Origin of the sequence: Bacillus cereus group sp. MYBK101-2, assembly GCF_051918845.1 — a bacterium.
In the GTDB taxonomy this organism is placed as follows: domain Bacteria; phylum Bacillota; class Bacilli; order Bacillales; family Bacillaceae_G; genus Bacillus_A; species Bacillus_A paranthracis.
In genome coordinates this window covers 272,306-293,233 of record NZ_JBQAIE010000001.1, presented here as the reverse complement: position 1 = coordinate 293,233, position 20,928 = coordinate 272,306, and the positions used below count along the sequence as shown (strand labels likewise).

The window sequence follows — 20,928 nt, the reverse complement described above, 5'->3', positions numbered from 1 at the left end:
GAATAAGCTTTCAATAGAGTATGTCTGGAATCAGGAGGTCGATAGCAGGATGAACTGGTATGGAATGCGTGCACATGAAGTGGAAGAAAGAACGAATACGAATGTGAAGGTTGGACTTACAGAGAAAGAAGCAGAAGGGCGAATAAAAAAATTTGGTACAAATGAACTAGATGAAGCAAAAAGGCCTTCTGCACTAATGGTATTTTTGGCGCAATTTAAAGATTTTATGGTGCTTGTTTTGTTTGGTGCAACAATCGTTTCGGCTTTTTTAGGGGAATACATTGATTCTATTGCGATTGTGGCAATTGTTATTATCAATGGTATTCTCGGATTTTTTCAAGAAAGAAAGGCTGAAAAGTCCTTGGAAGCTTTAAAAGAGCTAGCCGCCCCACAAGTAACTGTACTGCGAAATGGAAAGTGGGTAAAGGCACCGTCTAAAGCACTCGTTTTAGGTGATGTTATTAAATTTTCTAGTGGCGATCGTATTGGAGCTGATGTACGTCTTGTTGAGGCGTCGAGTTTATATATTGAAGAATCAGCTTTAACAGGAGAGTCAGTTCCAGTGCAGAAGAAAGTAGAAGCGTTGCAAGGGCAAGATGTTTCAATTGGTGATCAAAAAAATATGGCTTTTATGGGTACGATGATTACACGAGGGTCTGGAACAGGAGTCGTTGTAGCAACGGGTATGAATACAGCGATGGGCCAAATTGCAAATATGTTGCAAAATGCAGAGCAAATGGAAACACCATTGCAAAGAAGATTAGAGCAACTTGGGAAAATATTAATTATTGTGGCTCTTATTTTGACAGCGCTTGTCGTGTTAGCTGGTGTGTATCAAGGGAATGAAGTATATCATATGTTTTTAGCTGGCGTGTCGCTAGCTGTTGCTGCTATTCCAGAAGGGTTACCAGCAATCGTTACAGTAGCTTTATCGCTTGGTGTACAGCGTATGATAAAAAAGAGAGCAATTGTAAGAAAGTTACCAGCAGTAGAAACGTTAGGCTGTGCTTCTGTCATATGCTCTGATAAAACAGGAACGATGACGCAAAACAAAATGATGGTAACACATATGTGGTCAGGTGGAGAATTGTGGAAAGTGACAGGCCAAGGGTATGAACCTAATGGCTCTTTTATGAAAGGTGAAAAAGAAATTAATCCAGCTAAGACGAAATCACTTTATCAACTACTTACATTTGGTTCGCTATGTAATAACGCAAATATTATTCAAAAGAAAAAGGCGTATGTATTAGATGGAGATCCAACTGAGGGGGCGCTTGTAGCTGCAGCAATGAAAGCGGGGATAACGCGTGAGGCGCTGAAAGGGAAATTTGAAATTATTCGTGAATTTCCGTTTGATTCAACTCGAAAAATGATGAGTGTTATTGTACGAGATCGAGAGGGGAAAAAGTTTGTCGTTACGAAGGGAGCACCAGATGTCCTTCTGCAAATGAGTCAAACGATTTTATGGGGGGATAAGCAGCAACCATTAAGTGAGTTGTATAGAAAAGAAGTACAGGCGGCTATTCATAGCTTAGGTAGTCAAGCACTTCGAACAATTGCAGTTGCTTTTAAGCCTTTAAAAGTAACAGACTCAATTGAACATGAAAGAGACGTTGAAAAAGATTTTATGTTAGTTGGAATACAAGGAATGATTGATCCGCCAAGACCAGAAGTAGAGCAGGCAGTAAAAGAGTGCAGAGAAGCTGGTATTCGAACAGTGATGATTACAGGTGATCATAAAGTGACTGCAATGGCGATTGCAGAACAATTAAGTATTTTACCACCAGGTGGACGCGTTGTTGAAGGGGTAGAACTCGCAACTATGGATGTAGAAGAATTAGAAAATGTTGTAGAAGATACGTATGTATTTGCTCGTGTATCACCAGAACATAAATTAAAAATTGTTAAGGCGTTGCAAAATAAAGGGCATATAGTGGCGATGACAGGTGATGGAGTAAACGATGCTCCGGCTATAAAAACTGCGGATATTGGGATAGCGATGGGAATTACAGGGACAGATGTTGCAAAAGAAGCTTCATCTCTCGTATTGCTGGACGATAATTTCGCTACGATAAAATCAGCAATTAAAGAAGGTAGAAATATATACGAGAACATACGTAAGTTTATTCGTTATTTATTAGCATCGAACGTTGGAGAAATTTTGGTCATGTTATTTGCCATGTTACTTGCACTACCGCTGCCGATGGTTCCAATTCAAATTTTATGGGTGAATTTAGTTACTGACGGTTTACCGGCGATGGCGTTAGGTTTGGATAAGGCCGAGGGAGACGTGATGAAGAGAACGCCGCGTCATCCGAAAGAAGGGGTATTTGCTAGAGGGCTTGCCTGGAAAATTATAAGCCGTGGCTTTCTAATAGGAGCAGTGACGTTAGTAGCATTTATTATTGCGTATAATCAACATCCAAATGAACTGAAATATGCACAAACTGTAGCGTTTGCAACATTGGTACTTGCTCAGCTGATTCATGTATTTGATTGCCGAAGTGAGCATTCTGTTTTCCACCGCAATCCGTTTGGAAATGTGTATTTAGTAGGAGCGGTTATCATTTCATTACTACTCATGCTAGTCGTTATATATTATCCACCGTTACAACCGATTTTTAGCACGATGCCAATACAAGCGAGAGATTGGTTGTTAATTGGAGGTTTATCGTCAATTCCGACCTTCTTATTAGTAGGCTCTTTATTAACAGGGAAAAAGGGGAAGAAAAAGCCAATATTATATAAGAAGGGATTAAACTTGAAATAGTCAATGATATGAAAATGTGATATAATTTACAGAAGGTAGTAGAGCCTTGTCTCTATTACCTTTTTCATTGAGTTATTTCATGGCTTGGATGTGATAAAAAATGATTTGTAGTATGACAGGATTTGGAAGGTCGAAAGTAGAGAGTGATACTTTTCAAATTACAGTAGAAATGAAATCGGTGAACCACCGTTTTCTAGAGATGAGTATTCGACTACCGAAGCAAATGACGGTATTTGAAGACAAAATTCGTAAAATAATTGCACAGCAAGTTCGCCGTGGACGTATTGAAGTGTCTATTAGTATAGCGGGTGAAGGGCTTGTTGAAAGAAAATTAAGTGTGAATTGGTCGCTTCTTGAGCAGTACCAATCAATTATGGAAGATATAAAAGGAAAATTTCAATTACAAGATTCTATTACACTCGAGCAATTAATGGCAATGCCAGAAGTAACAGCGATTGAAGAGGTAGAAAACGTAAATGAACAATTTGAGAACAGTTTATATGAGGCTGTTCGCCAAGCTGCTCATATGTTAAAAACGATGAGAGATGGCGAAGGAGAACGATTACATAAAGATATAGCGTATCGCTTACAAGAGATTCATAATTGTGTAAATGCTATTATTCCGCATGCACCAATTGTTACACAAAAATATCGTGAACGATTAGAAAATCGCTTAAAGGAATTACATAATCAAGATCTAGATGAACAAAGATTGCTAACAGAAGTTGCAATCTTTGCTGAGCGTTGTGATATTCACGAAGAGTTAGTTCGTTTGCAAAGTCATTTAGAACAATTCCGTGAAACACTGCAGATTGAAGAGCCTGTTGGAAGGAAAATGGATTTCATCGTGCAAGAGATGCATAGAGAAATTAATACGATTGGTTCTAAGGCAAATGACTTAACAATTTCAAAATATGTTGTAGAAATGAAAAATAACCTTGAAAAAATTCGTGAACAAGTACAAAATATTGAGTAGCTTTCAAAAAATAGATAAAGTTATACGTGGTGGAGAAATCGGATAGACTTACTAGGAGGCGCAAACTATGGCCATGAGGTTTTTAAATATTGGATACGGAAATATTGTATCTGCTCATCGAATTATTGCTATTGTAAGTCCGGAGTCAGCTCCTATTAAACGAACAGTACAGGAAGCACGCGAACATAATGCTTTGCTTGATGCTACGTATGGGAGAAAAACAAGGGCGGTTATTGTTATGGATGATGGGCATGTTGTATTAAGTCCAATTCAGCCAGAGACGATTGCACATCGTTTGAATAATAAAGAAGATTTAAGTGAGGAAGGGTAGGTTTTACATATTTATGAGAAGTAGAAGAGGATTGCTCATCGTTCTTTCAGGACCTTCTGGGGTTGGTAAAGGAACGGTTCGAAAAGAGCTGTTTAGTCATGAGGATACACGTTTTCAGTACTCCATTTCAGTAACGACACGTAAGCCACGTGAAGGTGAAGTGGATGGTGTGGATTATTTCTTTAAAGAGAGAGAAGAATTTGAGGAAATGATTCGTAATGAAAAATTACTTGAGTGGGCTGAGTTCGTAGGTAATTATTACGGAACACCAATTGACTATGTTGAAAAAACATTACAAGAAGGAAAAGATGTATTCTTAGAAATTGAAGTGCAAGGAGCAATTCAAGTTAAGAAAGCTTTCCCAGAAGGTGTATTTATTTTCTTAGCACCTCCAAGTTTATCTGAACTAAAGAACCGAATTGTCGGTCGTGGTACAGAAACTGAAGATGTTATTGAAAATCGTTTAACGGTAGCGAAAGAAGAAATTGATATGATGGACGCTTACGACTACGTTGTAGAAAACGACCAAGTTGAACTAGCTTGTGAAAGAATTAAAGCAATTGTGGTTGGCGAACATTGCCGCCGCGAAAGAGTAGCAAAATATTATAAAGAAATGACGGAGGGTCTATAATTATGTTAAATCCATCAATTGATTCATTATTAACAAAAATCGATTCTAAATATACACTTGTAACAGTGGCTGCAAAACGTGCGCGCGAAATGCAACTTGCTAATAACTGTGTTGTAGAAAAACCAGTTTCTCATAAATGTGTAGGTAAAGCATTAGAAGAAATCGATATGGAAGCGTTAAGCTACGTACCAAGTGAAGATAAAGTAACTGAATAAGACTTTGTCTTCGACAATTTAAAACATAGACTTTATAATTTTCTATGTAACGGTAACAACCTATTTACAAGTAGGTTGTTATTTTTTTACGGTAGGGAAGAAATATTGATACTGATGAGCTGATAATCTTGTTTCAGTATTATAAGTTTGAAAAAGAAAGAGGACGAGCCATATGCTAAAAGGGAAAAAGATACTTTTATGTGTAACAGGAGGCATTGCGGTCTTTAAAGCGGCTGCGTTAACGAGTAAATTGACACAATCTGGTGCTATTGTAAAAGTAATGATGAGTGAGTCGGCAATGAAATTTGTTACACCTCTTACATTCCAAGCGCTTTCTCGCCATGATGTATATACGGATACATTCGATGAGAAAGACTCAGCTGTTATTGCTCATATCGATTTAGCAGATTGGGCAGATGTTGTACTTGTTGCACCTGCTACAGCCAATTGTATTGGAAAGTTAGCTAACGGTATTGCAGATGATATGATTACAACTACTTTGTTAGCTACTACAGCCCCAGTGTGGATTGCACCTGCTATGAATGTGCATATGTATGAAAATAAAATTGTTCAAAAAAATATGATGACGTTAAAAACGTTAGGATATACATTTATTGAGCCTGGAGAAGGTTTTTTAGCGTGTGGTTATGTAGCGAAAGGAAGATTAGAAGAACCTGAAGCGATTATCGCACGGTTAGAAGAGGCTTTTTCAGAACAAAAACCATTGCATGGAAAAAGAATATTAATAACTGCTGGTCCAACACGTGAAAAGATTGATCCAGTTCGTTTTATGACCAATTTTTCTTCTGGAAAAATGGGATATGCGATTGCGGAAGTGGCAGCGAACTTAGGGGCTGATGTTATACTCGTTTCGGGACCGACAGCATTAAACCCGCCATTACATGTAACTACGGTGCAAGTGGAATCTGCACAAGATATGTTAGAGGCGGTTATTCAACATTATGAAGACGTGGATGTTGTTATTAAAACAGCAGCAGTTGCAGATTATCGCCCGAAATACGTTCATGATAATAAAATGAAAAAGAAAAATGGCGATGCTGTAATTGAACTTGAGAGAACAGTAGATATTTTAAAAACGTTAGGTGAGATGAAAGACAAACAGTTACTTATCGGTTTTGCGGCTGAAACGACAAACGTAGAGGAATATGCAACGAAAAAATTACGTGAGAAAAATGCGAATATGATTGTTGCAAACGACGTAAAGGCGCAAGGAGCTGGATTTGGTACAGATACGAACATTGTAACAATGTATAGAAAAGATGGAGAAGTTATAGAGTTGCCACTTTTAACGAAGAAAGAGGTTGCTCGTGAAATATTAAAGCAAATTGAAATGATGTTAGAAGATGATCGTCTATGAAATTTGCAAGTGTAATTGTTGATGTACCTGCACGTCAGACAGATCGACCATTTGATTATATTATCCCTAAAAAATGGGAAGATATTGTCCAGACAGGCATGCGTGTAGTAGTTCCGTTTGGCCCAAGGAAATTGCAAGGTTTTATTATTGGGATTAAAGATTCGGTTGAAGTAGAAAGTAAGAAGTTAAAGACAATTCATGAAATTTTAGATGTAACACCCGTTTTAAATGAAGAGTTGTTAAAGCTAGGGTATTGGCTTACAAGTGAAACGTTATGTTATATGATTTCAGCTTTTCAAGTTATGCTTCCAACGGCGATAAAAGCAACATATAAAAAACGTCTACAACTTCGTAAACAAGAAGAAGTAGCACCTGAACTACTGTTTTTATTTCAGGACAAAGAAGCGATAGATTGGGAAGCGATTGAGACGCAGCCACAGCTATACCGCACGATTCAACAAGAAATTAAACATGGTACGATTGAAGTTGTTTATCAAGTAAAAGATAAAGTACAAAAGAAGAAACAAAGAGTCGTTCAACCGGAGTTGCCAGAAGATAAATTAGAATTAGCAGCATTTGAACTGAAAAGTAAAAAACAACAAGATGTCCTCTATTATTTTGTGGAAAATTATAAAAGTGTACCGTTGAAAGTAATAACAGAAGAGTTACAAATAACAGATGCTCCAATTAAAGCACTTGTTAAAAAGGGACTACTCTCAGAAAAGTATGTGGAAGTGTACCGAAATCCGTATGACGATGACGATTTTGAACAAACGAAACCATTCCCACTTACTGAGGAACAAAAGCAAGTTATTACACCGATTTTATCATCAATTACAAATGAAACTTACAATCCATTTTTACTATATGGTGTTACAGGAAGCGGAAAAACAGAAGTATATTTACAATCTATAGCAGCGGTGCTCGAGAAAGGAAAAGAAGCTATTGTACTTGTTCCTGAAATTGCACTAACGCCTCAGATGGTAGATCGTTTTAAAGGTAGATTTGGCTCACAAGTTGCAGTTCTTCATAGTGCGCTGTCTGTTGGAGAAAAATATGATGAATGGCGTAAGATTTTAAGAAAAGAAGTGAAAGTCGTAGTTGGTGCACGTTCAGCTGTATTTGCTCCTTTTGAAAATTTAGGGATTATTATTATTGATGAGGAACATGAATCGAGCTACAAGCAAGAAGATAATCCGAGGTATCATGCAAGGGATGTAGCTGTGTGGAGAGGACAATATCATAAATGCCCTATCGTTCTTGGTAGTGCAACACCGACGCTTGAATCGTTTGCAAGAGCGAAAAAAGGTGTGTATGAATTACTGACGATGGAAAAACGTATGAACGAACAAGCTTTACCGACAGTAGAGATTGTTGATATGCGTGAAGAACTTCGTGACGGGAATCGCTCCATGTTTTCAAAGGCACTGCATGAAAAAATAGCAGATCGGTTAGAAAAGAAAGAACAAATGGTGCTCTTTTTAAATAGAAGAGGTCATTCTACATTTGTTATGTGCCGTGATTGCGGGTATGTTGTACAATGTCCGCATTGTGATATCTCGCTGACATATCATAAAATGAATCATCGTTTAAAATGCCATTATTGCAGTTACGAAGAAAATATGCCGACTGCGTGTCCTGCTTGTCAAAGTACATACATTCGTTTCTTTGGTACAGGTACGCAAAAGGTCGAAGAAGAAATTACAAAACTATTTCCAGAGGCACGAGTCATTCGAATGGATGTAGATACGACGAGTCGTAAAGGGATGCATGAGAAATTATTAAAGGCGTTCGGGGAAGAAAAAGCAGATATATTACTTGGAACACAAATGATTGCAAAAGGGTTAGATTTTCCGAAAGTAACGCTTGTTGGTGTTTTAACTGCTGATACGATGCTTCATTTACCTGATTTCCGGGCGAGTGAAAAGACTTATCAGTTATTGACGCAAGTAAGTGGACGAGCAGGCCGACATGAATTGCCAGGGGAAGTTATAATTCAAACGTATACGCCAGAACATTATAGTATAGAGTTAGCAAAGAACCAACAATATGATGTGTTTTTTGATCAAGAAATGCAAATGAGGCGAACGAGACAATACCCACCTTATTACTATGTTGTACTTGTGACGGTATCTCATCCAGAATTATTAAAGGCAGTACAAGTGACGGAAAAAATTGTCGGTCATTTACGGACGCACTGTTCGCAGCAAACGATGGTGTTAGGACCGGTTGCTTCAGCAATTCCAAGGATAAAAGATAGATATCGTTATCAATGCATGATAAAATACAAACGGGAACCAAACTTAAAGAACGTGCTCAAAATGGTAAATGAACATTATCAAGCAGAAATGCAAAAAGAGCTACAAATCTCAATTGATTTTAATCCAACAATGTTAATGTAGCGGAGGGAAATATGGCAGTTTTAGAAATAGTAAAGCATCCAAATGAAGTGTTAGAAACACCGTGTGAAAGAGTAATTAACTTTGATAAAAAGTTAGTGAAATTGTTGAAAGATATGCATGAAACAATGTTAATTGCGGACGGAGTCGGTTTAGCTGCGCCTCAAGTAGGGGTAAGCTTGCAAGTGGCGGTAGTTGATATCGGTGATGATACTGGGAAAATTGAGTTAATCAATCCATCGATATTAGAAAAACGTGGTGAACAAGTAGGTCCCGAAGGCTGTTTAAGCTTCCCGGGACTTTATGGTGAAGTGGAACGTGCGGATTATATTAAAGTGCGTGCGCAAAATCGTCGAGGCAAAGTATTTTTACTAGAAGCAGAAGGGTTTTTAGCGCGTGCAATTCAACATGAAATCGATCATTTACACGGTGTGTTATTTACATCGAAAGTGACAAGATATTATGAGGAAAACGAATTAGAATAGGTATTAAAAGGAGCGGTTTTTAAATGATAAAAGTAGTATTTATGGGAACACCGGACTTTTCAGTGCCGGTGCTTCGTCGTCTTATTGAAGATGGCTATGATGTAATAGGTGTTGTGACGCAACCAGATCGTCCGGTAGGCAGAAAGAAAGTATTAACACCTACACCTGTTAAAGTGGAAGCAGAAAAACATGGTATTCCAGTGTTACAACCGTTAAGAATCCGTGAAAAAGACGAATATGAAAAAGTATTGGCATTAGAGCCGGATTTAATTGTAACAGCTGCGTTCGGTCAAATTGTACCAAATGAAATTTTAGAAGCACCAAAGTATGGATGTATTAACGTCCACGCTTCTTTACTTCCTGAACTTCGTGGTGGTGCACCAATCCATTATGCAATTATGGAAGGGAAAGAAAAAACAGGTATTACAATTATGTATATGGTAGAAAAATTGGATGCTGGTGATATTTTAACGCAAGTAGAAGTGGAAATTGAAGAGCGTGAAACGACAGGCTCGTTATTTGATAAGTTAAGTGAAGCAGGGGCACATCTTTTATCTAAAACAGTACCTTTACTAATTCAAGGTAAGTTAGAACCAATTAAACAAAACGAGGAAGAAGTAACGTTTGCATATAATATAAAACGTGAGCAAGAGAAAATTGATTGGACAAAAACAGGTGAAGAAGTATACAATCACATTCGCGGATTGAATCCATGGCCAGTTGCTTATACAACTTTAGCAGGACAAGTTGTTAAAGTATGGTGGGGAGAAAAAGTACCTGTAACGAAATCAGCTGAAGCAGGTACGATTGTTGCGATCGAAGAAGATGGTTTCGTTGTAGCAACTGGTAATGAAACGGGTGTTAAAATTACAGAATTACAACCTTCTGGTAAAAAGCGTATGAGTTGTGAGCAATTTTTACGTGGCACAAAACCTGAAATTGGAACGAAGTTAGGAGAAAATGCATGAGACAAAATGTTCGTGAATTAGCTCTTGATGGTTTAATTCAAGTAGAAAAAAGTGGTGCATACAGTAACTTACTTTTAAATAATCTAATTGAAAAAAGTACAATTGATAGAAAAGATATTGGTTTATTAACTGAAATTGTATATGGAACAATTCAACGTCGTGATACATTAGATTATTATTTACAACCTTTTTTAAAAAAGAAGGTTGAGGCATGGGTAAGGGTATTGCTTCGTTTATCGTTATATCAGATGATCTATTTAGACCGAGTACCAGAAAGAGCGGCTATTCATGAAGCCGTTGAGATTGCAAAGCGCCGTGGGCATAAAGGAATTGCTGGTATGGTGAACGGTGTATTACGTTCGATTCAAAGAGAAGGTGTACCTTCTGTAGATGAAATCAAAGATCCGGTAGAACGCTTGGCAACTGCAACAAGTCATCCAGTTTGGCTTGTCCAAGAATGGGCTTCAGAATATGGTTTAGAAACTGCTGAGAAAATGTGTGAAGTGAACATGTTACCGCCTGTACCAACAGCGCGTGTAAATGTTGATAAAATAACAGTAGAAGAAGCAATTACATTATTAGCTAGTGAAGGTATAGAAGCGAAGCGTGGCGATTTATCAGATGATGCAATTCAAATTGAAAGAGGGAATGTAGCGCACACAGATGCGTTTAAAAAAGGTTTTCTTTCTATTCAAGATGAAAGTTCTATGCTGGTAGCACGTGCCTTAGAACCAGATGAGGGAGATGTAGTTCTTGATAGTTGTGCTGCTCCAGGTGGAAAAACAACGCATATTGCAGAGCGATTAAAAGGAACTGGTCAAGTCATGTCCCTTGATTTACATGCACACAAAGTACGTTTAATTAAACAACAAGCAGAGCGACTTGGTCTAGGAAATGTCGAAACTAAGGCATTAGATGCTAGAAAAGTACAAGAACACTTTGCAAATGAAACGTTTGATAAAATATTAGTAGATGCCCCATGTTCTGGATTTGGTGTAATTAGACGTAAGCCTGATATTAAGTTAGGTAAAGATAAAGGCGATAGTGAAAGACTATCGACGATTCAACTTGCAATACTAGAAAAAATCGCACCGTTATTAAAACAAGGTGGTCGCCTTGTTTATAGTACGTGTACAATTGAGAAAATAGAAAATGAACAAGTAATAGAACGATTTTTACAAGAGCATCCTGAGTTCGAGTGGGATACTACGATAAAAGAGCGTATGCCAGAAAAGTTAAGTCCGTATATTGATGAAGGTCAAGTACAAATTTTACCGCATTATTTTGCAACAGATGGCTTTTATATTGCTTGTTTAAGGAAGAAGGTGTAGCATCGTGGAAACGACTGTGAGAAAACAAAAGAAAAATTTAGAAACGAAAAAACCATCAATTTACTCTTTACAACTTCATGAAATGCAAGATTGGTTAAAGGAGCAAGGAGAACCAAAGTTCCGTGCTGGACAAATTTTTGATTGGTTATATAAAAAACGTGTAAAAAATTATGAGGATATGTCAAACCTTTCTAAAGGATTGCGTGAAAAATTGTCGAATTCCTTTGATATTACTACTTTAAATACGTTAGTAAAACAAACGTCTTCGGATGGAACAATTAAATTCTTATTCCAATTATATGATGGATATTCTATTGAAACGGTATTAATGCGACATGAATATGGAAATTCCATTTGTGTAACAACACAAGTAGGTTGTCGTATTGGGTGTACGTTCTGTGCTTCAACGCTTGGCGGTTTAAAGCGAAACTTAGAAGCTGGAGAAATTGTAGCACAAGTAGTAGAAGTGCAACGTGCACTTGATGAATCAGAAGAACGTGTAAGTTCTCTTGTCGTTATGGGAATTGGAGAACCATTTGATAACTATGATAATTTAATGGGATTCTTACGCATCATTAATCATGAAAAAGGACTTCATATTGGTGCGAGACATATGACAGTTTCGACAAGTGGAATCATCCCGAAAATTTATAAGTTCGCTGAAGAAGATTTACAAATTAATTTTGCGATTTCACTGCATGCTCCAAACTCAGAATTACGTTCAAAATTAATGCCGATTAACCGTGCTTATAAGCTACCAGATTTGATGGAAGCTATTAAATACTATGTAAATAGAACAGGGCGTCGTATTACTTTTGAATATGGACTATTTGGAGGCGAAAATGACCAAGTTGAGCACGCTGAAGAGCTTGCTGCGCTCTTGAAAGGTGTAAAATGTCATGTGAACTTAATTCCGGTAAACTATGTACCTGAACGTGATTATGTACGTACGCCACGTGAACAAATTTTCTTATTTGAAAAAACGTTAAAAGATCGTGGAGTAAATGTAACGATTCGCCGTGAACAAGGTCATGATATTGATGCAGCCTGCGGTCAGTTGCGTGCGAAGGAGCGCAAAGAAGAGACGAGGTGACGAGATGAAAGCCGTGTTTCTATCAGATAAAGGAAAAGTTCGTCAACATAATGAAGATAGTGCAGGAGTTTTTCACAATTTAGATGGAAATATTTTAGCGGTAGTAGCAGATGGAATGGGAGGTCATCGAGCTGGTGATGTAGCTAGCTCGATGACCATTCAATTATTCCATGATTATTGGAAGCAAACGCATAATATGAATGAGCCAAAAAAAGTAGAAGAGTGGTTACATACTAGCGTGGGGATTATTAATGAGCGTATATATGAATACTCTAAGCAACATGTAGAATGTAATGGTATGGGAACAACACTTATAATAGCGATTTGTACACCAAATTTTGTGACGATAGGTCATATAGGAGATAGTCGTTGTTATATGATATCAGAGGGGGAAATCTCGCTTGTAACGGAAGATCACTCACTTGTTAATGAACTTGTGAGACATGGTGAAATTTCAAAAGAAGACGCAGAATATCACCCGAAAAAGAATGTTTTGTTAAGGGCATTAGGAACAGAAGAGAAAGTCGGATTAGATGTGAAAACATTAGTGCTAGAGGAAGATGATCAGTTACTTCTTTGCTCTGATGGACTATCTAACAAAGTTTCTATTGCTGATATGCAACAAGTTTTACAGTTAAATGAACAGCTAGAAACTAAGGGACAACGTCTCATTCAATTGGCGAATGATCGTGGCGGGGAAGATAATATCACCCTTGTTCTCATTGATTATGCGGGTTCGACAAACGAAAGTAGGTGAAGTGCAACGTGCTGATTGGAAAACGCTTAAATGACCGTTATAAGCTACTGAAAATGATTGGTGGCGGTGGAATGGCCAATGTTTATTTAGCTCATGATGATATACTAGGCCGAGATGTAGCGGTGAAAATATTAAGACTCGACTATTCAAATAACGAAGAGTTTATTAAACGTTTCCATCGAGAAGCGCAGTCTGTTACAACGTTGTCGCATCCAAATATTGTGAATATGTATGATGTCGGAGAAGAAGATGGTATATATTATCTTGTAATGGAGTATGTACCAGGACAAACATTGAAGCAATACATAATTGAGCAAGGAATGTTACCGATAGGAGAAGCTCTTGATATTATGGAGCAGTTAACATCCGCCATGGCACACGCCCATCATTTTGAAATTGTGCACCGCGATATTAAACCGCACAATATTTTAATTCGAGCTGATGGAGTAATAAAAGTAACAGATTTTGGAATTGCGACAGCTACAAGTGCAACAACAATTACACATACAAATTCAGTACTCGGTTCGGTGCATTATTTATCACCAGAACAAGCACGTGGCGGGATAGCAAATAAACAATCAGATATTTATTCCCTAGGGATTGTTATGTTTGAGTTGTTAACAGGAAGACAACCATTTTCTGGCGAATCTGCTGTTGCTATAGCTTTAAAACATTTACAAAGTGAAATTCCGTCTCCAAAAAGATGGAATGAAAGTATTCCGCAAAGTGTCGAAAATATTATATTAAAGGCAACTGCGAAAGATCCGTTTCATCGATATCAATCTGCTAATGCGATGAAACGAGATATTGAAACTGCGCTATATCCAGAGAGGATAAATGAGCAGCCATTTTACATACCGGAAGATATGGAAGCGACAAAAGCGATTCCGGTTATTCAACAGGAACAATTATTCGAAAATGTAACTGATGAAACAATTGTTTTACAAGGAAGTAAAGTGGATGAACAGATAAGAAAAGAAGAAACGGATTTAAGTAAGAAGAAAAAACGAAGTAATAAATGGCTCAAAGTTTTAATTATAACATTTTTACTTTTAGCGATCGGAATAACGTTAGCCCTTACTGTTATTCCAGGATTCTTTATTCCAAAAGATGTAAAAGTCCCTGATGTGGCTGGTATGAAATATACGACCGCAGTAAATACATTAGTTGAAAAGGGTTTTGAGGTTACGGAACCTAATATTGTATATACAGATGATGTTGAAACCGGTGATGTTATAAAAACAGACCCTGTGGCAGGAAGAGTCGTGAAAGAAAACTCTAAAATTACTATCTATCAATCAGGTGGGAAAAAGAAAAGTAAGATGATTGATTTCACAGGAAAAGATTTAGAGAGTATAAGAACAGAGTTAGAAGAGAAATATAAACAAGTTACAGTATATTATATTGAAGATGATAGGCCAAAAGGTGCAATCGTAGAGCAATTTCCGACGTCTGACCAAATGGTGGTAGAGGCCGAGCAAGAACTGAAAATCTGGGTGAGTAAAGGTCCTTATCAAATTAGACCGGGTGATTTTTCAAGGTGGACTGAAAATAGTGTAACTGGTTATCTGAATGAGAGAAAACTAACTCCAGATATAAAACGAGAGTATTCCGATACTGTTGATAAAGGACTTGTAATTTCGCAATCTCCAAAACCGGGAACGCCGTTAAAAGAAGGGGATAAAGTGACGATTATCATCTCAGAGGGCCCTAAGCCGAAAGTAACGAAAACCGTGAAAGTGGATAATATTTCTATTCCGTATGAGTCTTCTATAATAGGTGAGAAAAAACCGCAAACGATAGAAATTTATAAAGAAGATATGCAACAAAAAATGGATAGACCAATTGAAACTAGAACAATTTCAGAGTCGGCAACTATTTCATTAGAATTTGTAATTCAAGAAGGTACAAAAGGACATTATAAAATTGTACGAGATGGTGTAACGATTATCGACAAAGAAGTACCATACCCAACTCAATAATAATGAATTCCATTTTATCTCCAAAGAGAATGGAATGTATTACTTCTGCCTGTTATGCTGTCTACATATAGTGGACTGTATAACAGGCAAAAATATATGATTCAAAAAGATATAAAAGTGATACTGTTATAAATAATATTTTAAATTTGATGGTAGATTAAATATATTAATGTGTATATATGACGGGTTTTGAAATCTTTATTTAAAGAATGATAATCCATTCAATATGAATTCCAGCTTCACTTTATACAGAATAAAGGAGAATTATATGCCAGAAGGAAAAATTGTAAAAGCTCTAAGTGGATTTTATTATGTGCAGCATGAAGAAGGGATTACACAATGTCGCGGGCGTGGTGTGTTTAGAAAAAATAAAATTACACCACTGGTAGGAGACCAAGTTGTTTTTCAGGCTGATAATCCAAGTGAAGGATACGTGCTTGAAGTATTTGATCGAAAAAATGAACTTGTTAGGCCTCCTATTGCTAATGTTGATCAAGCAATTCTTGTTTTTTCAGCAGTAGAACCAGATTTTAATCCGGGGCTGTTAGATCGATTTTTAGTGCTGATTGAATATCATAACATTAAGCCGATTATTTGCATTAGTAAGATGGATTTAGTTGATGAAAAAATGAGAGAAACTGTTGAATCTTATGCAAATGACTATCGTGAGATGGGATATGATGTATTATTTACTTCTATAAATACATCGGAAAGTATTGATATTTTAAAACCGTTCTTAGAAGGTTGTGTTTCCGTTGTTGCGGGGCAATCTGGTGTTGGAAAATCTTCTATGCTTAACGTCTTACGTCCAGAATTAGAACTGAAAACGAATGATATTTCCTCACATTTAGGACGCGGGAAACATACGACAAGACACGTAGAATTAATTGCGATTGGAAGCGGACTAGTTGCAGATACACCTGGTTTTAGTTCACTCGATTTCATAGATATAGAGGTAGAAGATCTTACATATTGTTTTCCAGAGTTGAAAGAAGCGAGCCAATACTGTAAATTTAGAGGGTGTACACATCTTTCTGAACCGAAATGCGCTGTGAAGGCTGCGGTTGAAGAGGGGAAGATTACAGAATATCGTTATAAGAATTACAAACAATTTGTAGAAGAAATTAGAGAGAGAAAGCCGAGGTATTAGTTATGATTAAAATTGCACCATCGATCTTATCAGCAGATTTTTCAAAATTAGGGGAAGAGATTAAAGATGTAGAAAAAGGCGGAGCGGATTACATTCACGTCGATGTAATGGATGGACATTTCGTACCAAATATTACGATTGGACCATTAATTGTAGAAGCAATTCGTCCGATCACATCGTTACCGTTAGATGTACATTTAATGATTGAAAATCCTGATAACTATATCCCGACTTTCGCAAAAGCGGGAGCGGATATTATTACTGTTCATGTAGAGGCGTGCCCTCATTTACATCGTACAATTCAGTTAATTAAATCTCATGGCATTAAAGCAGGAGTTGTATTAAATCCGCATACGCCAGTTTCAGTGATTGAGCATGTATTAGAAGATATTGATATGGTATTACTTATGACAGTAAACCCTGGATTTGGTGGGCAGAAATTTATTCATTCTGTATTACCGAAAATTAAACAAGTTGCAGAAATGGTTAAAGAGCGCAATCTAGAAGTAGAAATTGAAGTTGATGGTGGTGTAAACGCTGAAACAGCAAGACTTTGTGTAGAAGCAGGAGCAAATGTACTTGTAGCTGGGTCAGCGGTATACAATCAAAAAGACCGCGGTGAAGCAATTCGTGTCATTCGTGGATAATGAATGAACAAGTCTTTATCCCAGTGAATCTTCTAGTGTAGTAAGTTTTCACTATTTATAAAGGATAGAGAAAAAATATATAAAAAGGCAATCTACCGAATGGCAGATTGCCTTTTTACAATAGAAGGGGAAGGAAACATGATTATTCATATTTTAGCGGGAGGACCTGCGGAATATTGTGCAGATTTTTCTCCATATGAAAATGAGAAAGTAGTGTGGGCGGCAGTTGATAGAGGAGTATATCGTTTATTAAAAAGAGGTATTACTCCTGCTGTTGCGTTTGGAGATTATGACTCGGTTACTGAAGAAGAATTAGCATGGATGGGGCAACAAACAAATGATTTACATATTGTTCCTCGTGAAAAAGATCAAACAGATTTAGAAATTGCGATTAACTGGGCGTTAGAACAAAAGCCGGCACTCATTCGTATTTTTGGTGCTACTGGCGGAAGACTTGATCATGGTTTAGCGAATATACAAATGCTTTTAAAAGGATTAGAAGTAGGAATAGAGATGTGTATTGTAGACAATCAAAATGAAATAAGTGTAAAAAGAGTGGGTACACATATAATTGAAGAAAATAAAAATTTCCCTTATGTATCTTTCGTGCCAGTTACTGAAATAGTGGAAGGGATTACATTACTTGGATTTAAGTATCCTCTAACGAACAAAAAAATAGAGTGGGGATCCACACTTTGTATTAGTAATGAACTCGTTGAGGAAAAAGGTACTTTTTCATTTACTTCTGGCATATTAATGGTGATAAGAAGCACTGATTAAAGAAACAATTTTGCTCCTTACATCATATAGTGACCAAGTGGAGTAATGGGGATTAGGAGGGAAACCATGAGATTTTATACAATTAAGTTACCTAAATTTCTTGGTGGAATTGTTCGTGCCATGTTAAATACCTTCAAAAAAGATTAAAAAAAGCACCTATTACCGGTGCTTTTTCCATTGGTATAGTAAAAAAAGAGCCTAGCGGCTCTTTTTTTTATTATTAAACACGTTCGATTTTGCCAGATTTTAATGCTCTAGCAGAAACGTAAACACGTTGAACTTTTCCGTCGATGCGTACGCGAACTTTTTGAAGGTTAGCGCCCCACTTACGTTTTGTAGCGTTCATTGCGTGAGAACGAGAGTTACCAGAACGAGCTTTTCTTCCAGTAATAGCACAAACACGAGCCATTTATATTTCCCTCCCTTGATACCTTACCATACGTAATTTTTCAATGTTAGTCTTTTATGCGATGCTAAAAACACTACTATAATTTAACACAACTAAAAAGAGAATGCAACACTGTAGAAAAAAGAAATCAAGAAAAATTACTTGACACTATATGTCAATGAAGAAAAGTTGAAATCAAGAAAAATTGCTTGACATATTATAGTGATACATGTTGTATAATAACAATGGACTATTTTGCTCATCATAAAAAAGTGTAGTTTTCAACATAAAATATGAGAGTGAAAAAGAAAGAACGATGGAATTTTCTTTAAAAAGATTATATGATAGTAACTAAAGTAGTCTAACTCACTTTCACCATTTATGAAGGGGGAAAACGAGATGTCAATTGAAATTAAAACGAAGTACGGTCAAATTGATATTAGTACAGATGTAATTGCAACAATTGCTGGAGGTGCCGCGGTAGATTGCTACGGTATCGTAGGTATGGCATCAAAAAATCAGTTAAAAGATGGATTAACAGACATTTTACGAAAAGAAAATTTCACTAGAGGTGTTATTGTTCGTAAAGATGAAGATGAAGTACATATTGATATGTATATTATTGTGAGCTATGGTACGAAAATTTCAGAAGTAGCACATAACGTGCAGACGAAAGTGAAATATACATTAGATCAAACTGTAGGACTAGCAGTAGATTCTGTAAACATCTACGTACAAGGAGTTAAAGTAATAAACTTGTAATGTGCATTAAGGAGGAAAATCTGTGTCAATTCAAAAAATTGATGGAAAACGTTTATCACAAATGATCATTCAAGGAGCGAATAATTTAACGAATAATGTTCAGCTTGTTGATGCATTAAACGTATTTCCAGTTCCAGATGGCGATACCGGTACAAATATGAACTTATCTATGACTTCAGGCGCACGTGAAGTGAAAGCAAATCCTTCACAACATGCTGGTAAAGTCGGCGTAAGTTTAGCCAAAGGATTATTAATGGGAGCTCGTGGTAACTCTGGAGTTATTTTATCTCAGTTGTTCCGTGGTTTCTCGAAATCCATTGAACAAAAAGAAGAATTAACAACAGTTGATTTTGCTGCAGCTTTAGAAGCTGGAGTAGAGGCGGCTTACAAAGCGGTTATGAAACCGATTGAAGGAACGATTTTAACGGTTGCAAGAGAAACGGGTAAATATGCAGTAACAGTTGCGAAAAAACAGCGCGACTTTGTTTTGTTTATGGAAGACGTTGTGAAAGAAGCAAATGCATCGTTAAATCGTACGCCAGATTTATTACCTGTATTAAAACAAGTTGGCGTTGTAGATAGCGGTGGTAAAGGTCTTGTAGTAGTTTACGAAGGGTTTTTAGCTGACTTAAAAGGAGAAACGATTTCTTCTGATGCACCTGCCCAACCATCTATGAATGAAATGGTGCGCGCAGAACATCACCGTAGTGTACAAAGCCAATTGAGTACAGAAGATATTAAGTATGGATATTGTACGGAGTTCATGGTGAAATTAGAAGCTGATAAAGTGAAAGAACATAATTTCTCTGAACAAAAATTCCGTGAAGATATTAGTGTGTATGGTGATTCACTACTAGTTGTATCTGATGATGAAATTGTAAAAGTTCATATTCATGCAGAACATCCTGGAGACGCTATGAACTACGGACAACGTTACGGTAGTTTAATAAAGATTAAAGTAGAGAATATGCGTGAACAGCATACCGCTTTATTAGATGAGCCTGCTATGATGCCTGAGCCAACTAGCCAGCCTAAAGAGAAACAACCATATGGTATCGTAACTGTAGCTATGGGATCTGGTATTAAAACTTTATTTGAAAGCATTGGCGCGACGAAAGTTATCGAAGGTGGCCAAACGATGAATCCAAGTACTGAGGATATCGTGAAGGCGATTGAAGAAGCAAACGCTGAAAAAATCATTATTTTACCGAACAACGGGAATATCGTAATGGCAGCAGAACAAGCAGCGTCAGTTGTGGATCAAGAAGTGATTGTAGTTCGTTCAAAAACAGTTCCTCAAGGTATGGCTGCAATGTTAGCATTTAATCCAGTTGGAACGCTAGAGGAAAATGAAGAAAACATGAAAGAAGCTTTATCTCATGTGAAAACAGGTCAAATTACGTATGCTGTACGTGATACGGAAATTGATGGTGTGGCAATTCAAAAAGATGATTTCATGTGTATCGCAGATGGAAAAATCGTATCAACAAATGCTGAAAAAGTAGGAGCTGCGAAGCAATTACTAGAAGCACTAATTGATGAAGATTCTGAAATCGTAACGATTCTACAAGGTGAAGATGCAACTGATGAAGAAGTAGCTGAATTAGTTGAGTTTGTAGAAGAGAATTTTGAAGATGCAGAAGTGGAAGTACATGCTGGAAACCAACCGGTGTATTCTTTCATCTTCTCTGTAGAATAAGAAAAAATTCGTTTTGAAAATAAATGGATTACTTACTTGCTAATGGATAATAAGTAGTAATATGAAGTTTATTACTAGTTTTTATTCAAAAGGCTAGCATATTGAAGATAAAAAAGAGCCTTGCTGCTAATAGTTAGGCTCTTTTCTTTCGTGTTGTTTATGAGGGATTTGAGTAGTTTCTCTTAG

General features: G+C 37.0%; 20 protein-coding genes. 19 read left to right on the top strand and 1 reads right to left on the bottom strand.

The features are described 5' to 3' along the window. Nucleotides 1–49 precede the first annotated feature (49 nt). The 17 genes from ACTFSI_RS01390 (at nt 50) to spoVM (ending at nt 18,040) form a co-directional block, all read left to right on the top strand. On the top strand, nt 50–2,770 hold the full coding sequence (locus tag ACTFSI_RS01390; protein ID WP_044791564.1) for a calcium-translocating P-type ATPase, SERCA-type: 2,721 nt from the start codon (nt 50–52) through the stop codon (nt 2,768–2,770). A gap of 100 nt (nt 2,771–2,870) precedes the next feature. After that, nucleotides 2,871–3,746: a YicC/YloC family endoribonuclease gene (locus ACTFSI_RS01385; RefSeq protein WP_000564125.1), complete on the top strand. Its 876-nt coding sequence runs from the start codon at nt 2,871–2,873 to the stop codon at nt 3,744–3,746. Nucleotides 3,747–3,813: 67 nt separating this feature from the next. After that, entirely contained in the window at nt 3,814–4,077 is a 264-nt protein-coding gene (gene remA, locus ACTFSI_RS01380) for an extracellular matrix/biofilm regulator RemA (RefSeq protein ID WP_001251456.1), read from the top strand. Nucleotides 4,078–4,090: 13 nt separating this feature from the next. Then, entirely contained in the window at nt 4,091–4,708 is a 618-nt protein-coding gene (gmk, locus tag ACTFSI_RS01375) for a guanylate kinase (protein WP_001257738.1), read from the top strand. Between the two features lie 2 nt (nt 4,709–4,710). Next, nucleotides 4,711–4,923 (top strand): DNA-directed RNA polymerase subunit omega, encoded by a 213-nt coding sequence (rpoZ, locus tag ACTFSI_RS01370; protein ID WP_000933970.1) that lies wholly within the window; start codon nt 4,711–4,713, stop codon nt 4,921–4,923. A 172-nt stretch (nt 4,924–5,095) separates the two neighbouring features. Beyond that, on the top strand, nt 5,096–6,301 hold the full coding sequence (coaBC, locus tag ACTFSI_RS01365) for a bifunctional phosphopantothenoylcysteine decarboxylase/phosphopantothenate--cysteine ligase CoaBC (RefSeq protein WP_070806757.1): 1,206 nt from the start codon (nt 5,096–5,098) through the stop codon (nt 6,299–6,301). Beyond that, nucleotides 6,298–8,703: a primosomal protein N' gene (priA, locus tag ACTFSI_RS01360; protein ID WP_000666727.1), complete on the top strand. Its 2,406-nt coding sequence runs from the start codon at nt 6,298–6,300 to the stop codon at nt 8,701–8,703. The genes coaBC and priA overlap by 4 nt, the downstream gene beginning before the upstream one ends. Nucleotides 8,704–8,714: 11 nt before the next feature. Further along, nucleotides 8,715–9,185: a peptide deformylase gene (def, locus tag ACTFSI_RS01355; RefSeq protein WP_000279468.1), complete on the top strand. Its 471-nt coding sequence runs from the start codon at nt 8,715–8,717 to the stop codon at nt 9,183–9,185. Nucleotides 9,186–9,208: 23 nt separating this feature from the next. After that, the gene (gene fmt / locus ACTFSI_RS01350) at nt 9,209–10,153 is read left to right on the top strand and encodes a methionyl-tRNA formyltransferase (protein WP_000598789.1); all 945 of its coding nucleotides are present in this window, start codon (nt 9,209–9,211) and stop codon (nt 10,151–10,153) included. Continuing rightward, entirely contained in the window at nt 10,150–11,484 is a 1,335-nt protein-coding gene (gene rsmB / locus ACTFSI_RS01345; protein ID WP_001249687.1) for a 16S rRNA (cytosine(967)-C(5))-methyltransferase RsmB, read from the top strand. The genes fmt and rsmB overlap by 4 nt, the downstream gene beginning before the upstream one ends. 4 nt (nt 11,485–11,488) lie before the next feature. Next, a complete protein-coding gene (gene rlmN / locus ACTFSI_RS01340) occupies nt 11,489–12,577 on the top strand; it encodes a 23S rRNA (adenine(2503)-C(2))-methyltransferase RlmN (protein ID WP_000450543.1) in 1,089 nt (362 codons plus the stop codon). A gap of 4 nt (nt 12,578–12,581) precedes the next feature. Beyond that, a complete protein-coding gene (locus ACTFSI_RS01335) occupies nt 12,582–13,334 on the top strand; it encodes a Stp1/IreP family PP2C-type Ser/Thr phosphatase (protein ID WP_000648693.1) in 753 nt (250 codons plus the stop codon). An 8-nt stretch (nt 13,335–13,342) separates the two neighbouring features. Further along, nucleotides 13,343–15,316, top strand: a complete 1,974-nt coding sequence (gene prkC / locus ACTFSI_RS01330) for a serine/threonine protein kinase PrkC (protein WP_138321233.1) — start codon at nt 13,343–13,345, stop codon at nt 15,314–15,316. A 268-nt stretch (nt 15,317–15,584) separates the two neighbouring features. Then, nucleotides 15,585–16,466 carry a ribosome small subunit-dependent GTPase A gene (rsgA, locus tag ACTFSI_RS01325; protein ID WP_001113936.1) on the top strand — a complete coding sequence of 294 codons (882 nt, stop codon included), beginning with the start codon at nt 15,585–15,587 and terminating at the stop codon, nt 16,464–16,466. A gap of 2 nt (nt 16,467–16,468) precedes the next feature. Next, nucleotides 16,469–17,113, top strand: coding sequence for a ribulose-phosphate 3-epimerase (gene rpe, locus ACTFSI_RS01320; protein WP_000589966.1), 645 nt, complete (start codon nt 16,469–16,471; stop codon nt 17,111–17,113). 99 nt (nt 17,114–17,212) lie between these two features. Further along, nucleotides 17,213–17,893: a thiamine diphosphokinase gene (locus tag ACTFSI_RS01315; protein WP_044791570.1), complete on the top strand. Its 681-nt coding sequence runs from the start codon at nt 17,213–17,215 to the stop codon at nt 17,891–17,893. A 66-nt stretch (nt 17,894–17,959) separates the two neighbouring features. Beyond that, nucleotides 17,960–18,040 (top strand): stage V sporulation protein SpoVM, encoded by an 81-nt coding sequence (gene spoVM / locus ACTFSI_RS01310; protein ID WP_001213599.1) that lies wholly within the window; start codon nt 17,960–17,962, stop codon nt 18,038–18,040. A gap of 73 nt (nt 18,041–18,113) precedes the next feature. On the opposite strand, the gene rpmB is transcribed toward spoVM, so the two are convergent. Then, the gene (gene rpmB / locus ACTFSI_RS01305) at nt 18,114–18,302 is read right to left on the bottom strand and encodes a 50S ribosomal protein L28 (protein WP_000124776.1); all 189 of its coding nucleotides are present in this window, start codon (nt 18,300–18,302) and stop codon (nt 18,114–18,116) included. A 378-nt stretch (nt 18,303–18,680) separates the two neighbouring features. On the opposite strand from rpmB, the gene ACTFSI_RS01300 reads away from it, so the two are divergent. Beyond that, complete coding sequence (locus tag ACTFSI_RS01300; RefSeq protein ID WP_000021109.1) at nt 18,681–19,043, top strand: Asp23/Gls24 family envelope stress response protein; 363 nt, start codon at nt 18,681–18,683, stop codon at nt 19,041–19,043. 22 nt (nt 19,044–19,065) lie between these two features. Next, a complete protein-coding gene (locus tag ACTFSI_RS01295) occupies nt 19,066–20,742 on the top strand; it encodes a DAK2 domain-containing protein (RefSeq protein WP_000027110.1) in 1,677 nt (558 codons plus the stop codon). Nucleotides 20,743–20,928 lie beyond the last annotated feature (186 nt).